This window comes from Streptomyces sp. NPDC104309, assembly GCF_055584025.1.
The window spans coordinates 122,903-136,590 of record NZ_JBVJMV010000010.1 but is presented as its reverse complement, the minus strand read 5'-3'; the positions used below and the strand labels follow the sequence as shown (position 1 = coordinate 136,590).

Genomic DNA, 13,688 nt, shown 5'->3' with positions numbered 1-13,688 from the left:
GGCCTCAGTTGCCTTGGAGTAGATCTGTCGGCTTCCGGTCCCCTGCGGCGCTCGCTGCCGCCGGCCAGCCTCCGACGGCCACACAGGCACCTTCAGCCGCTTGACGAAACATAGGGGCATCTTCTCACCGCACCTGACCACCAAGTGGTGCCGCCGGGTGGCGGACTGGGCCGAGGCGAACAACATCGAGATCGCCTGCACCCTCACGAACTCCTCCTGGCTGAACCGCATCGAAGCCCAGTTCACTGCGCTGCGCTACGTCGCCCTCGACGGCACCGACCACGCAAGCCACAAGGCGTAAGGCAGCATGATCCGCCGCTACATCATCTGGCGGAACCGCCACGCCGACGACACCCGCCTACGTCAGGTCGTCGCCCGAGCCAACGTTGCCTGAAAAGCGAATACCCGAACGACCAGTCCTCAGCCCGCGGTCGCGGTTTTGATGAGCGGGGCGTCCCGCGTGGACTCCCGGAACCCGACGCTGTAGTACAGCCCGCGCGCCTGGGGATGCCCCGGGGCACCCAGGCAGGCGACCGTCATATGAGTGGCCCTCCGAGCGAGGCAGGGTCGGTCTCCTAGCCGTGCGCCGCCCATCGCTTCAGAGCGAACTCATCGGCGGCGCTCGGCATCACCGTACGCTCGATGCCCGCCGCCGTACCGTCGTACCAGTCGATCACCTCGTCAACCAGCCCGGCGTGGTCGGGATGGGCCTGATACGCCAGATAGGCGTCGGTGACGTCCTTCACCGACCCGTCGCTCAGCCTCACCCGGTGCGGAAGAAAGGCCCAGCTCCACGCCACCAGATCCCCGCCGGAGAACCACAGCCGACGCCGCCAGCTTGCGCCGTCGCTGGCGTGCCCCTTGCCCCAGTTCCAGGCCAGCTCGCCGAACGTCGCGTCGCTGTTCACCAAGTCCGGGCGGGTGGCAGTGACACGCTGCGCCAGACCCTGCATGAGCTGCACGTCCACGGCAGTCACAAGCTCGACGTTCGTCACAGTGCGCCACTGTGTCAGGACTCCGCCAAGCCGTCGAACCGTTTTTCACGCACCGTCGTGGCGGCGGGAGCCGATGGCAGGCCGGGCAGCCATGTCCGGTTGCCTGTCACCGACCTGACAACGCCCGTTCCTCTCGTCCGGCCGGTTCAGGAGGGGGCGCCGGTCAGGAGCTCCACCTTGCCGGTGTCGAGTGAGTAGTAGGCGCCGACCACGGCAAGGGCGCCTTTGCCCACGAGTGGGGCGAGGTCCTGGTTGGAGCGCAGATCGGTCGCGGTCAACTTGACCTGGGCGCGGGCCATGGTCTCGACCGGGTCGGCGCCGCCTTCCCGGGCTGCCTGCTCATATGCAGGCTGCAGAGCCTTGACGATCGCCTGCAGGTTGCCGGGGAGCGGTTTGCCGTGACGAATGGACTGGTACGCCGCTTTGACGGCGCCGCAGCGCTGATGCCCGAGGACCACGATGAGCGGGGTGCCGCTCGTCATGGGCCCGTACTCGGCAGAACCAGTGACCACTGGGCCGACCGCCTCCCCGCCCGTACGCATCACGTAAAGGTCACCCAGCCCAGTATCGAAGAGGAGTTCGGGTGGCACTCGGGAGTCGATGCACGAGAGGATCGCCGCAAAAGGCTCCTGCTCCTGGGCTACGAACTGACGCCGGTTCGGGTCCCGGTCGGGGTGTTGAAGGTCTCCGCTGACCCAACGCTTGTTGCCATCCATCACTCTTGTGAGCGCCGCGGCCGGCGTGGTCGGCCGCGCTTCTGGCGAAGCGCTGGTCGCCGACGTGGCGGCGCTGGTTGCTGAGCACCCCGCCAGCGCGACCGTGGCGCCCGCAAGTGCTCCGGCAAGCAGAGCTCTACGATCCGGACGACCTTCTTTGTCCATGGGTAGTTCCTCTCGGTGCCGCTCAGACACGTCCGTGCTTATTGACCAGGGCAATTGTTCAGCGTGGTATGGGTGACCTGCCAGCAGGCGCAAGCGGGCGCGGGCTACTTTGCCACCGACGGCCCACAGAACCGGTACCCGGTTTGAGGGGGTCCCCACCTCACGAAGACGTCCGACGGCGCGCCGCTCATGGCGGCCGGGGCCATTCTTCCGGGAGGCGACCCGGCCCCTCCTCTGGTGGAGACATCAGCGATGGCGGGCGAGGCGGACGGGCTGGGCGGCGAAGTCGATTTCCTGTGGCGGAGCCCGGATGAGGCGCGTTGATGCCGTTCCTGCCGAGATGCCGTGGCCGGCTCTGGGTGAGCGGGGGAGTGCCCCGCACGTCTACGTATGCCCCGGGCGGGCGTGGACGACGAACTGCTGCAGTTTGTGCATCGGGTGCATCGGGTGCATCGGGTGCATCGGGTGCGTCCGGCCAAGGCTCCGTGCCCGTACCCGAAGCCGACTCCGACCCGCTCAACAGCGCGCCGCGCACCACGATCCTGCTGTCGCGCGTGTGGCGAATCGGCATTGTCAGGTTGAGCGGAGGGCCCTTCGGTGCCGTAAGACGATCACGGTTCTCGTCTTCGGAGGGCCGTGCTCATGGACGCCATCACCCCGTCGTACAAGGACTACCGCTTCCCGGCCGAGGTGATCCCCACGCGGTCCGGCTCTACCATCGGTTCCCCCTCTTGTACCACGAGGTCGAAGCGCTCCTGCTGCAGCGAGGGATCGAGGTCGCCTACGAGACGGTCCGCCAGTGGCGCACGACCTTCGGCCGCGGGCGCGGTGCCCCGGGTGGTGGTCGCCGACAAGCTCGCCTCCTGTGGGACCGCGCATCGCGAGGTGATGCCCTCGGTGGAACATCGCGTGCACAAGGGGTTGAACAACCGGGCGGAGAACTTCCACCAGCCGACAAGGCACCGCGAACGCGCGATGAAGAGGTTCCGCTCCGTCGGTGGGGCACAGCGATTCCTGGCCTCGTTCAGTCGGATCTCCCCATACTTCCGTCACGGATGCCACCTGATGTTCGCCTCCGAGTGCCGCACCGCGATGAAGGACCGCTTCACCATCTGGAACGAGATCACTGCCACCACCGGGCACCTCGTCCCGATGGCCTGAACCACACCCGCACCGGGCAGAGCTGCCCGGAACGGCCTCGGCATGCCAAGAGCCGGAAGCCTCTCGCTCAACCTGACAAGGCCCGCGGGCCTGCCTCGTCTATGAGGCGGACGAGCCGGAGAATGTCTACGTTGCCCTGGCCAACGGCGAGTGGCACGGCAATCAGCTCTACCCGGAATCGGCAGATGATCCTGACCATGCCTTGGCGAACATCGCTGACGCGGCGCAGGAGACCGTGGCTGAGCGTCTGTGGCAGGCGTGGCCCCTGTGTGCCGAACACGACCTGGGCATGCATCCGCGCGATGCGGAGGGGCAGCTCTCCTGGTGGTGCGCCGGAGAGCGGCTGCGTCACGGGCGGGCCCACATCCGTGCGGCCGTGGGCGCGCTCGACACCTTCTGAGCCGCCCGCATCGCCGTAACCGCAATCGGCAGAAAGCAGATTGACATCATGTTGCGCGACAGTCGCAGCGGGTGCGCCGTGGCATGAAGGGGGCCGTGCGGGTTGGGTGTTGTTGTGACGCAATACCTTGGCCGCACGGCCTTGTCCCATCCTATCTTCACCGGCCTTCAGTACCGTCGACTCGGCGCGCTCATCGGCGAGTTGGCTCATGCGTGGATGGCTTCCGAGGAGGGCCGACTGCACAACCGCAGGGGTCACAGCCGTCTGCGGGCAGCCGGGGCAGGCCCGAACCACCAGTTGGTGTTCACCGACCGGATCATCGCACGGAGGTCCGGGTGCGCCGCCCCGGGGCGAACAGGCCCGGACGGCGCGCGTTCTCTCGGGGAAGATGCGGCAGAACACCAAGAAGGCCACCGTCGTCACCGACGAGCAGCAGCTCGAAGCGGTGCAAGGTGAGGGCCTGGCGGTGGCGAAAGGAAACGTTCGAGGTTCGGTCACAGTGACCGCATGGCGAACGGCTCACCGGATGCGGATCAGGTATTTTCCAGTCGTTTGCGGTCTTTCCTTGTGATCTCGCCCCGGACGGTCTGACTCTCCGTAGTGGAAGTGGGATCTGTCCTGTTGTGGTCTCAGGTGCCGTACTGGATGCCGCACTTGGGTGATGAAGTCGCCGTGCCGGAGGAGATCGACAAGGTCGGAAACGTCAGCCGGTCCTGCTACGAGGAGATCGGGGCAGAGCTTCGGGATGAGGTGGAGAGGGAGAAGTACGGTCAGTTCACGATCGGGGACCGTGCTCTGGAAGATCAACGGCCGCAAGCGGCACCTGGTCGTCGATACCCGCGGCCTTCCCCTGCTCGTCATGGTCACTCCGGCCGACCTCCACGACTCGTCGCCGCGAAGGAGGTCCTCTTCCGACTCCGCCTGATGCACCCGGAGATCACCATCGTCTGGGCCGATTGGGCCTACGCCGGGAAGCTCGTGACCTGGGCCAAACGGCACCTCAACCTGACGATCAAGACTGTCGGCAGGCCCAAGGACACCGCCGGCTTCGTTGTCATCCCCCGCCGCTGGGTCGTCGAACGCTCGCTGGCCCGGATGATGTACGCCCGCCGCCATGCCCGCGACTACGAACGGCTCGTCCAGCACTCCGAAACCCTCATCACCTGGGCCGCCATCACCCCCATGACCTGCCGCATCACCCGCTGACCGGCCCCCCTCCGTCACCGCACCAGTCGCCCAACGGCTCTCGGCAAACCCGCAGACCGAGAACAACTTCTCAGGCGCGGCGGGCCCGCCAGAGCCATGCTGCCGTGCCGACCATCAGGGCGAGGCTTCCCAGGTTGCCCAGGAGGGCCGGGATTTCTGCCGCCGCGTGGCCTGAGATCAGGTTCCAGGTGACGATGACGGTGGTCGGCACGATGACGGTGAGCAGTACGCCGGTGGTCTTCTGGACGGCGGTCCAGTGCACTGAGGTGCAGAGAAGTACCGCGCCGGTGACGCGGAACAGGAAGCCGAACACCGGGCCGGGGTCGAACGCCGCGTCGGGGCCGATGGAGAAGATCATCGTGAAGGGCAGCGAGAGGGTGAGCATCAGGAGGGGGACCAGGGGGTGCACCTTGCCGCGCCGGGCGGGTGCGTCCACGTCGCTCCCGGCCGGGGTGCCGGTGGTCCCGTTCCCGGCCTCGGTCAGCGCTGTCGCCGCGATCGTGCGGGGGTCCCCCAACTCCGTGAGTATCTCGCCGATCGCGGCGTCGGGGCGTTCGGTGCGCGTCACCTCGATGTGTTCGGCGAGGTCGGCGAGGAGTTCCTGGCGGCGGTCGGCGGGGAGTGCGGAGCTCTCGCGCTCGACGGCGCAGAGGTAGTCGCGTACGGGGTCGGCAGAGGTCTTCATGTGAGGTCTCCGGTGGAGGGGTGCAGGGTGGTCAGGAAGGTGTCGACGGCGTTGCGGAAGCCGGGCCAGACGCGGGTGAACTCGTCGAGCGCGGCCCGGCCGCTGTCGGTGAGCGCGTAGTAGCGACGCGGTGGTCCGGAGGCGGACTCCTGCCAGGTGGTGGTGACCAGGTCGTCGCGGCGGAGCCGGGAGAGCAGCGGGTAGACCGTGCCCTGGCTGGTGGCCAGGGCGCCGGAGTCCTCCAGGGCTTGGAGGAGTTCCACGCCGTAGCGGGGGCGGTCCCGCATCAGGGCGAGTACGCAGTACTCCAGGACACCCTTGCGCAGCTGGGCGGCTGCCCGGGCCTGTTTGGCCGAATCACCTGGTTCCATGCGATGCAAGATACCTGGTTGGGCAAGGGAATGGGAAGGGGGGCGGATCCCCTCAACCCATCAGTCTGGTGATGCCGGTGATTACGACCTTCTGGGTCGTTGCCAGGCCGTAATCGGGCGGGGGACTCGACAAACCCGCAGATCGGGAAGTGGCGGGAGGGGAATCGGCCGAAGCCGGTGGTCTTGCCGCACCTGATGTGGTCCTCTGCGGTGGCGTGTCCGCGGTGGCGGACCTCCGGAAACTGGGCGGAGCCCCCGATCCGGCACTGTCGGTGCCGTGCCGGTGGGCGTCGGGGATCTGCGCGAGACCGTCGTCCAGCACCGCGATGTGATCGGCGGTGGTGTTGGCTCCGGCGTTGCCGGGCCGCAGCCGCCCGGACATGCCCTCGCTGACGTTGGCGAAGAAACACCAGAGGGTGTCAATGGCCTTGAAGTCCCCGTAGGCGGGCAGGTGTTGTCCCCACTGGCGGCCTGCGAGATCTCCCCGACGGCGGCCAGTCATCTCCCCGCCGTCAATGAGGTGGTGCTGGGGGTTCCAGCCGGGGCAGGTCGCGTACCGCGGCCAGGACGTGGGTGGAGTCGGTGCGCTGGGTGGTGCGCTCGCGTACGAGTCCGGCCTCCTTCAGGCGCCCGAGCGCGAGGTCGAGGAGACGGTCGGCGCGGCCGTCGCGGGTGAGACGCTCACGGAAGTCGCCCAGCACACTGCGGTGGAAGCCGGGGTCGTCCAGCTCCATGGCCGGCGCGTATGTGAAGTCGATGCGGCAGCGGACCGCTTCGGCGGCCTGCCGGTCCGAGAGATCGAGCAGGAACCGCAGAACACAGACGGTGGCCAGCTGGGCTGGTGAGAGGCCGGGGCGTCCGTCGCGCAGGTACCAGTCGGCGTAGTCCTCGTTGTGCCGTCCGGGTTGCTCGCCCGCGCGATCTGCGCGGTCAGGGAAGGGACTTGCTCACCGGAACGGGAACGCAGGGACGACGGACACCTCGGTGACTACATCGGTCTTTGAAACAGCCCCGAGCATGCCCGTTGATCACGCCGCCGCACCGGGAAACTCCAAGATCCCCACAGAGTCAAGCTGACGTGGATGTTCCTCAACCCCCGTGAGGCCCGCGAGTTCGCGGAAACTGAAGGACTTTTCGCGGGAACCCGAGGATGGACGGTCGTGTTCTCGTGGGTTCGGCCCCGGGTTCAGGCGAACACGCGGGGTGGGTGCCGAGTGGGCCCGCCCCTGGGTGCCTTCCCTGGCAACGGTGCTGACACCGTAGGAGTCATGAGAGCAGAAGGAACGACACCGGAACCGGAAACCTCTACGCAGAGTGGGCTCACATCTCTGGGTGAGGTGGCGTGCCGTTATCAGGCGGATGAGATACGCCCGGAGGATCTGCCGATGATCGCTGCTGAGGCGCTCGCAGCCGGACTGGACACCCCGACATTGTGCGAGCTCGCCGGTTGGCCTCGCAGCGCGGATGCCCGCGATATTCGCGACGCGTTCGAGCAAGCACTTGCCGAGTCAGGAATCGGGTTGCCGGATCGGGGCCTGGCACGGCGCCACGCTCTGCGTCGGATGGCGGCGGGACTCATCGATGGAGAAATCACTCCCGCTGACCTGGCGACGGACGACTGGCGGGAGACGGAGGTCGAGACCGTGGCGGAGCAATCGTTCGTGGCGCTGATCCCGCAATGCGATTGCTGTATCGAGTACACGTTGGGGCTTGACCAGCAGACGTGGGCGGCCCAGCTGCGGAACGCTGCCCTCGCCCTGACATCGTCTCCGCCGATCGGCCCCGGATGCTGACTCTGCCTGGCGTGCTCATCCTCAGCAAAGGCGTGGACCGGTCAAGCAGACTTCACTGAAGTGGCTGTTCAGCGGCCTGGTGCAGCAGCGCCCGTGCGGAGTCCGCGTAGCGCATCGCGGTCTTCTCGTCGAGCCCGAACACCTCGACGAGGTGGAGCGGGTCGGGCCCGTGGGTCAGGGCCTCTTCGAGTTGCCGGTCGACGCGGAGCCGTTCCAGCGTCGCGTCCTGCCCGCGCATCGCGGCGCTGATCCAGTGGTTGCCGGCGCGGCTGGTCTTCGTGGCGGTCTGGTTGGTGATCAGTAGGTGGAGGTTCGCGGTGTTCGGCCACCGGCGGCGCCGGTGCTCCAGCCAGTCCGGCAGCAGCTTCCGGGTGAGATCGTCGAGTGGGCGGACACGCCCGGCGATGGTCAGCCGCCGGTTGCCGAGGTCGACGTCGACGTCGACGAGCATGAGGTTGGCGATCTGGGCGACCCGGGCGGCGTGGACCGCTGGGAAGGCGAGGATGAGCCGCGTCGCCGGGGTGGTGGCCGCCGCGACGGAGCGGTCGACCTGCTCGGGGAAGAGCGGTTGCAGCACGGCGTACTCGTAGTGCCCGACCTTGATCCGAATGGTGGGGTTGCGGAAGATCAGTCCGTTCCGCTTCGCCCAGGTGAACAGCGAGTGCAGGGCGATGAGTTGGTCGTGGCGCTGGTGGCCGTGGAGTGTCTTGATGTAGGTGAGGACACCGTCGCGGGTCACCTCCCGCAGGCGGTCGTAGCGGTTCGACCAATCCAGCGGGGCCGGACGGACCCGGTTGAGGCAGAGCCAGACCGTACCTTCCCGTCGCGGGAGGCTGCGGGGGCCGCCGTCGCGCAGGACGCGGGTCCAGCGCTCGGCCTGTTGGCATGATCTCGTCGAATCCGGACGGATGGAGGTTGCTGCTCACGGCCAGCGCCCTCCTTTCGTAGGCGGCAGCCACCAGGCGGTAGAAGCCTTCGGCGGCGTCACCCGCCGCTGGGAACCCAAGAAGCTCCGCCTGCGGCTGTTCTCCGCCGCCGCCCAGCTCGTCACCACCGGCCGTCGCCGCTGGCTCCGTTTCACCACCCGATGGCCCTGGACCAATGAGGTCACCCGGGCCATCGACCAGTTCCAGGTCCTGCCGAGCCCCGGCTGACCAGCCACTGCAACCGCCCCGACGACCCGCACCACCACACCGGGAACGTGGAACCTGGCGCCCATACGACGCGACAACCGGGTCGCCAGCGTGCCCCAACCCCGAAAAGACCCCACCTCGCCAACACAGAGTCCCCATCAGCACACCGACGAGGACTCATGAACGATCGAGGCTAAGGGCTGTCCCGTGATCCGTGGTGGATCAGCGCGCGGCGTCAGATGCGGTGCATCGCAAGGCGGAGGGACGTCCGCATACTGGATGTATGCGGATGTTCCGACAACGCGGCGAGGTGCCGTAGCTGACGTCGCGCGCCCGCCAGGGATTACGGGACAGCCCTTAATCTGCCTGCTTGTCAGAATTTCTGCAGGAGCCGTGAAAGGCAGGGAGCATGGACTTTCGTCAGATCGAGTACTTCAGGGCCGTCGTCGAGGCCGGTTCGGTTTCGCAGGCTGCCAAGAATCTCAACATGACGCAGCCGCCGGTGAGCCACGCCATCGCGAAGTTGGAGGGGGAACTCGGGGTGCGTCTTCTTGAGCGGACGGCAAAAGGTGTTCATCCCACCCAGGCCGGATTCTACCTACTGTCCAAGGGTGGGCGCCTGGTAGCCGACCGTAATCGCACTGTCGAGACACTGAAACTGATGGGCGAGGGCGCGGTCGGAGATCTGCGCATCGGTGTGGAACCCATGGTCATCAACGAAATCATCGCCGACGTTCTGGCCGAGTTCCTCGAACAGGCCCCAGGTGCACGCGTAAGCCTGACCGATGTCACCCCCGACGTCATCATTCAAGGGATTCGGGTCGGCGAGCTGGACATGGGCTGTATCCCTTTCGGTCCCAGCGAATTCGCTGGATTCATCGCTGACTTCTGCGATTGGTATCCCGTCATGGGAATCGACATCAAGCTTGCCGTTCCACGATATCGGGCGAGAGAACAACACCCTGGCGGTAAAGGATGGGGGCGTTGGATCCTGCCGTATCGAATTCCGGCATTCGCGGGCATGCCCGAAGCCGTCGAGAAGGCCCTGTCGGATGACGACTCCTTCGAAGTCCTCGAAGTTTCCACGCCGCAGACCGCACTTGCCTTCGTCGCTGCGGGACTAGGCGTGGCTCCCGTGACCGAGCGCATCGCGGGTAAGAACGATTCGGTGGCGCTCCTTGATCCTCCGCGGTGGCTCGGCCCCATGCAGGCGACGCTCCTGTGGAGGCGGGAGCGTGAGATCAATCCACTGATGGAGCGCTGGCTGCAAGCGACTCGCACTGTGGCTGAGCATCGACGTGCGATCGGATCGTGAGCGGATCCATACAAGAAACTATGCCCCCCTCTATTGTGCCGCGTATGGAACGGGAGGGAAAAAGTAATCGCACGTCTCGTAAATCGAGATGAATATCGTGTGACGTGCATCACTTTTGCGCATGTTCTGACCTCTCTGCCGCGCCCTCGCTGGGCATGAACTGGCTGTTCAGAGGTGGTTTCTGGATTGAGTTCCGGTCGAGGGGCAGGTCGTCGACCGATGCGGCCCGGCCGATCGGGGCTCGTCGGCTCCTATTGCCCCCGGCTACCGGCCGTGTAAGTCTTCCCGGCAATTCAACGCCGCAGGCAGCTTCGGGTCGGTGAGGGGAATCCGTCTTGATGGATCGCTGATCGCGTATTGCCTGAACCGGTGACTTGACCCGTTCCGTGGGTGACAAGAAAGGTTTTCGGTTCATGAAGTCAGGAAACGCGAATCAGCCGGCACATAACCCTGCCGGTCGTGAACATGTCCCCTTTATCGGAGAGGAGTACCTCGAAAGCCTCAATGATGGCCGCGAGGTCTGGATCTACGGGGAGCGGGTGGAGAACATCGCCGAGCATCCCGCTTTCCGTAACTCGGCCCGCATGATCGCTCGTATGTACGACGCCCTTCACGATCCGGCGCGCAAGGACGTCCTCACCGCGCCCACGGAGTGGGGAGGTTTCACCCACCGCTTCTACCAGGCGCCGAAGAGCGTCGACGAGCAGGTGGCCTCCCGGGACGCCATCGCCGAGTGGCAGAGGATCACCTGGGGCTGGATGGGCCGTTCCCCCGACTACAAGGGCTGCTTCCTCGGTACCCTAGGCGCCAATGCGGAGTTCTACCGGGGCTTCGAGGACAACGCGCGCAACTGGTACCGCAAGGCCCAGGAGAAGACGTGGTACATCAACCACGCCATCATGAACCCCCCGGTCGACCGCGGGCTCGGCGCGGACGCGGGCAAGGACGTGTTCATCCGGGTCACCCGGGAGACCGACGCCGGTTTCTACGTCAAGGGCGCCAAGGTGGTCGCCACGGGATCGGCGCTGACGCACTACACCTTTGTCGGCCACGTGGGTCAGGTCGCCATTCAGGACCCGGCCTACTCGCCCGTGTTCATAATGCCCACGAACGCCCCCGGTGTGAAGCTGCTCTGCCGTACGTCCAACGAATACCGCGCGGCCGTACTGGGCAGCCCGTTCGACTACCCGTTGTCGAGTCGTCTCGACGAGAACGATGCGATCCTGGTGCTGGACGACGTGTTCATCCCCTGGGAGAACGCGTTCATCTACAACGACCTCGAGCAGGCCAACAAGTACAACATCCACTCGGGCTATCTGGAACGCGCGTCCCTGCACGGGTGCACCCGGTTCGCCGTCAAGATGGATTTCCTGGTCGGCATGCTGTCCCGCGCGCTCGACGTCACCGGGGCGGGCCAGTTCCACGGCGTCATGTCCCAGCTCGGCGAGGTCATCGCCTGGCGCAACACGTTCTGGGCGCTGTCGGACGCGATGGCGAAGAGCGCGGTGCCGTGGAAGGGCGGCATGATCCAGCCCGACCCGCAGTTCGCCGGCGCCTACCGCGTGATGAACCAGCTGGCCATGCCGAAGATCAAGAACATCATCGAGCAGGTCGTGGCCAGTGGCCTGATCTACCTCAACTCCCATGCCAAGGACTTCAAGACCCCCGAGATCCGCGGCTACCTGGACACCTACCTGCGCGGTACGGGCGGCATCGACGCCGAGGAACGCGTCAAGGTCATGAAGATGCTCTGGGATTCCATCGGCACGGAGTTCGGGGCCCGCCACGAGCTGTACGAGATCAACTACATCGGCAGCAACGACGTGACGCGTCAGACCAACCTGTTCGGCGCACGCGGCAGCGGTCTCCTCGACTACTGCAAGGACTTCGCGCAGAGCGCCATGGACGAATACGACCTGGACGGCTGGACCGTGCCGGACCTCATCGGTCCCGACGACGTCAGCATCCTCAAGGGCTGACCGTCCACGCGGCTCCCGGCAGAGGGAGCTCCGACCCATTCGGCGGCGACGGACCGAACCGGCCGCCGCACTCTCACCCACCACAGGAGGACCCGTGGCTACGGCAGTAGACGCTGCCCAAGTGACCTACGAGGCACCAGACCTCAAGGTGATGGAGAAGTTCCTGACCGCCTTCGGCATGACGAAGGTCGAGGGCAGCGACGACCAGACCCTGTACATGCGGGGAACGGGCACTCAGCACCACATCCATGTGACCCGCAAGGCCGACAAGCGGCGCTTCGTCGGTGCCTCGATCGAGGTCGCCGCCTTCGAAGACCTCGTCGAGCTCGCCGCCAAGCCCGGGTCCTCCCCGATCGACGCGTCCACGGAGCCCGGTGGTGGTCACGAGGTCTCGATGACCATGCCTGACGGCATCGAGATCCGGGCGGTCTGGGGCCGCGAGAAGGCCGAGCCGATCGTGGATCGGGAGCCCTTCGCGATGAACAACATCCGCGACAAGAACCGGGTGAACGCCACCGTCCGCGTGTCCGTCGCGCCGTGCACCATCGCGCGCCTGGGCCACTTCGTACTCCACGTGAAGAACCACGACGAGTCCATGGCCTGGCTGAACGAGCGCTTCAACTTCCTGCCCTCCGACTACTTCGTCCCGCCGGGCGAACAGGGTCCCATCGTCGGCACCTTCGTCCGGCTGGACCTGGGCGAGCAGCTCGTGGACCACCACTTCATGCTCGTCCTGCAGTCGGACTGGGTAGGAGTCCACCACAGCGCGTTCGAGGTAACCGACATGGACGCGGTGATGTCGTCCCACGACCACCTCCTCCAGGAGGGCTACACCCTCGACGTCGGAGTCGGCCGCCATCTGCTGGGCAGCCAGATCTTCGACTACTGGAAGGACCCGTTCGGCTTCCGCGTCGAGCACTACACCGACGGCGACACGGTGGACGCCGGCCACCGGCCGACCAGGTTCAACGGGACCGCCGCCGACACCACGCAGTGGGGGAACCGTCCGCCCCTGGAGTTCTTCCAGTGACCGGCCGAGCGCGCGCGGACCGCGCCGAGCCGGTCCGTGAACAGCTGGTGCGGGCGGGATCGGCCACCGTCGCCAACATGCTGCTGCGACGTGGGCTGCGGAACGTGATCATGTCCGGCGTCCGGCCGCTGGCAGCCGGGCAGCAGCCGCTGGTGGGCCCGGCCTACACCCTGCGGTTCATCCCCGCACGTGAGGATCTCGACACCCTCACCAACTACGCGAGCAGCGACAACCTGCACCGGCGTGCGATCGAGGAGTGCCCGCCCGGCGCGGTGCTCGTGATCGACGCGTTCGGTTCCACGGCCGCGGCGTCCATGGGCGACATGATGGCGGCGCGGCTGAAGCACCGCGGTGTGTCAGGCGTGGTCACCGACGGCGGCTACCGGGACTCCGCGGCCATACGGGAGACCGGCCTGCCGTGCTACCAGCGGGACAACGCACCGAAGGCGACCCCCATCGCCCTGCATCCGGTCGCGCTGGACGAACCCGTCGGCTGCGGCGGAGTGGCGGTCTACCCGGGCGATGTGCTGCTGGGCGACAGCGACGGCGTCGCGGTCATTCCCCGTGACCTGGTCGCGGAAGTCGCCGCGGAAGCCGCCGACGCCGCAGCGTACGAGGAGTTCGCGGCCCTCGAAATCCAGCGCGGACGGAGCCTCTTCGGCCTCTTTCCCGGCACATCGAAGAGCCGCCAGGAATACGACACATGGGTGGCCGCGGGCCGCCCGGGTTTGGAGTGAAC

Annotated in this window: 12 protein-coding genes and 7 pseudogenes; 9 read left to right on the top strand and 10 right to left on the bottom strand. The window is 66.6% G+C overall.

Annotation, left to right across the window (positions count from 1 at the left end; translation table 11 throughout):
- Window positions 1–121 precede the first annotated feature (121 nt).
- A pseudogene (locus ACZ68L_RS17095) lies at window positions 122–394 on the top strand (hypothetical protein); the annotation flags it as partial.
- 181 nt (window positions 395–575) lie between these two features.
- Here the strand turns inward: ACZ68L_RS17095 and ACZ68L_RS17090 are convergent.
- Both ACZ68L_RS17090 and ACZ68L_RS17085 read right to left on the bottom strand, forming a co-directional pair.
- On the bottom strand, window positions 576–995 hold the full coding sequence (locus ACZ68L_RS17090) for a hypothetical protein (RefSeq protein ID WP_469577618.1): 420 nt from the start codon (window positions 993–995) through the stop codon (window positions 576–578).
- Between the two features lie 146 nt (window positions 996–1,141).
- The gene (locus tag ACZ68L_RS17085) at window positions 1,142–1,711 is read right to left on the bottom strand and encodes a carbonic anhydrase (protein WP_469577617.1); all 570 of its coding nucleotides are present in this window, start codon (window positions 1,709–1,711) and stop codon (window positions 1,142–1,144) included.
- 807 nt (window positions 1,712–2,518) lie between these two features.
- Here ACZ68L_RS17085 and ACZ68L_RS17080 point away from each other — a divergent pair.
- Window positions 2,519–3,037, top strand: a pseudogene (locus ACZ68L_RS17080) (DDE-type integrase/transposase/recombinase).
- 67 nt (window positions 3,038–3,104) lie between these two features.
- Here the strand turns inward: ACZ68L_RS17080 and ACZ68L_RS17075 are convergent.
- Window positions 3,105–3,647 (bottom strand): hypothetical protein, encoded by a 543-nt coding sequence (locus ACZ68L_RS17075; protein ID WP_469577616.1) that lies wholly within the window; start codon window positions 3,645–3,647, stop codon window positions 3,105–3,107.
- Between the two features lie 589 nt (window positions 3,648–4,236).
- Here ACZ68L_RS17075 and ACZ68L_RS17070 point away from each other — a divergent pair.
- Window positions 4,237–4,651 (top strand): annotated as a pseudogene (locus ACZ68L_RS17070) (transposase); the annotation flags it as partial.
- A 62-nt stretch (window positions 4,652–4,713) separates the two neighbouring features.
- Here ACZ68L_RS17070 and ACZ68L_RS17065 read toward each other — a convergent pair.
- The 5 genes and pseudogenes from ACZ68L_RS17065 to ACZ68L_RS17045 all read right to left on the bottom strand — a co-directional run.
- Window positions 4,714–5,328, bottom strand: coding sequence for an HAAS signaling domain-containing protein (locus ACZ68L_RS17065; RefSeq protein ID WP_469577615.1), 615 nt, complete (start codon window positions 5,326–5,328; stop codon window positions 4,714–4,716).
- On the bottom strand, window positions 5,325–5,699 hold the full coding sequence (locus ACZ68L_RS17060) for a PadR family transcriptional regulator (protein WP_469577614.1): 375 nt from the start codon (window positions 5,697–5,699) through the stop codon (window positions 5,325–5,327). Before ACZ68L_RS17060 ends, ACZ68L_RS17065 begins: the two co-directional genes overlap by 4 nt.
- Before the next feature lie 140 nt (window positions 5,700–5,839).
- Window positions 5,840–6,114 (bottom strand): annotated as a pseudogene (locus ACZ68L_RS17055) (hypothetical protein); the annotation flags it as partial.
- Between the two features lie 97 nt (window positions 6,115–6,211).
- Window positions 6,212–6,433 (bottom strand): transposase, encoded by a 222-nt coding sequence (locus ACZ68L_RS17050; protein WP_469577613.1) that lies wholly within the window; start codon window positions 6,431–6,433, stop codon window positions 6,212–6,214.
- A 3-nt stretch (window positions 6,434–6,436) separates the two neighbouring features.
- Window positions 6,437–6,532: pseudogene (locus ACZ68L_RS17045) on the bottom strand (hypothetical protein); the annotation flags it as partial.
- Window positions 6,533–6,967: 435 nt separating this feature from the next.
- Here ACZ68L_RS17045 and ACZ68L_RS17040 point away from each other — a divergent pair.
- Entirely contained in the window at window positions 6,968–7,492 is a 525-nt protein-coding gene (locus ACZ68L_RS17040; RefSeq protein WP_469577612.1) for a hypothetical protein, read from the top strand.
- 52 nt (window positions 7,493–7,544) lie between these two features.
- Here the strand turns inward: ACZ68L_RS17040 and ACZ68L_RS17035 are convergent, their stop codons facing one another.
- On the bottom strand, window positions 7,545–8,231 hold the full coding sequence (locus ACZ68L_RS17035; protein WP_469577611.1) for a hypothetical protein: 687 nt from the start codon (window positions 8,229–8,231) through the stop codon (window positions 7,545–7,547).
- A 142-nt stretch (window positions 8,232–8,373) separates the two neighbouring features.
- A pseudogene (locus tag ACZ68L_RS17030) lies at window positions 8,374–8,490 on the bottom strand (ATP-binding protein); the annotation flags it as partial.
- Here ACZ68L_RS17030 and ACZ68L_RS17025 point away from each other — a divergent pair.
- The 5 genes and pseudogenes from ACZ68L_RS17025 to ACZ68L_RS17005 all read left to right on the top strand — a co-directional run.
- Window positions 8,464–8,646 (top strand): annotated as a pseudogene (locus tag ACZ68L_RS17025) (transposase); the annotation flags it as partial. The pseudogenes ACZ68L_RS17030 and ACZ68L_RS17025 sit on opposite strands and share 27 nt — an antisense overlap.
- 388 nt (window positions 8,647–9,034) lie before the next feature.
- Complete coding sequence (locus tag ACZ68L_RS17020; RefSeq protein ID WP_469577610.1) at window positions 9,035–9,940, top strand: LysR family transcriptional regulator; 906 nt, start codon at window positions 9,035–9,037, stop codon at window positions 9,938–9,940.
- Window positions 9,941–10,353: 413 nt separating this feature from the next.
- Entirely contained in the window at window positions 10,354–11,919 is a 1,566-nt protein-coding gene (locus tag ACZ68L_RS17015; protein WP_469577609.1) for a 4-hydroxyphenylacetate 3-hydroxylase N-terminal domain-containing protein, read from the top strand.
- Window positions 11,920–12,013: 94 nt separating this feature from the next.
- On the top strand, window positions 12,014–12,949 hold the full coding sequence (locus tag ACZ68L_RS17010; protein WP_469577608.1) for a VOC family protein: 936 nt from the start codon (window positions 12,014–12,016) through the stop codon (window positions 12,947–12,949).
- Window positions 12,946–13,686 carry an RraA family protein gene (locus ACZ68L_RS17005; RefSeq protein ID WP_469577607.1) on the top strand — a complete coding sequence of 247 codons (741 nt, stop codon included), beginning with the start codon at window positions 12,946–12,948 and terminating at the stop codon, window positions 13,684–13,686. Before ACZ68L_RS17010 ends, ACZ68L_RS17005 begins: the two co-directional genes overlap by 4 nt.
- The last annotated feature ends 2 nt before the right edge of the window (window positions 13,687–13,688 follow it).

Excerpts from the sequence above, each read along its gene's own strand:
- ACZ68L_RS17050 (WP_469577613.1), bottom strand. The coding sequence starts at position 6,433 with ATGGAGCTGGACGACCCCGGCTTCCACCGCAGTGTGCTGGGCGACTTC.
- ACZ68L_RS17040 (WP_469577612.1), top strand. The coding sequence starts at position 6,968 with ATGAGAGCAGAAGGAACGACACCGGAACCGGAAACCTCTACGCAGAGT.
- ACZ68L_RS17020 (WP_469577610.1), top strand. The coding sequence starts at position 9,035 with ATGGACTTTCGTCAGATCGAGTACTTCAGGGCCGTCGTCGAGGCCGGT.
- ACZ68L_RS17075 (WP_469577616.1), bottom strand. The coding sequence starts at position 3,647 with ATGAGCCAACTCGCCGATGAGCGCGCCGAGTCGACGGTACTGAAGGCC.
- ACZ68L_RS17015 (WP_469577609.1), top strand. The coding sequence starts at position 10,354 with ATGAAGTCAGGAAACGCGAATCAGCCGGCACATAACCCTGCCGGTCGT.
- ACZ68L_RS17060 (WP_469577614.1), bottom strand. The coding sequence starts at position 5,699 with ATGGAACCAGGTGATTCGGCCAAACAGGCCCGGGCAGCCGCCCAGCTG.
- ACZ68L_RS17085 (WP_469577617.1), bottom strand. The coding sequence starts at position 1,711 with ATGGATGGCAACAAGCGTTGGGTCAGCGGAGACCTTCAACACCCCGAC.
- ACZ68L_RS17065 (WP_469577615.1), bottom strand. The coding sequence starts at position 5,328 with ATGAAGACCTCTGCCGACCCCGTACGCGACTACCTCTGCGCCGTCGAG.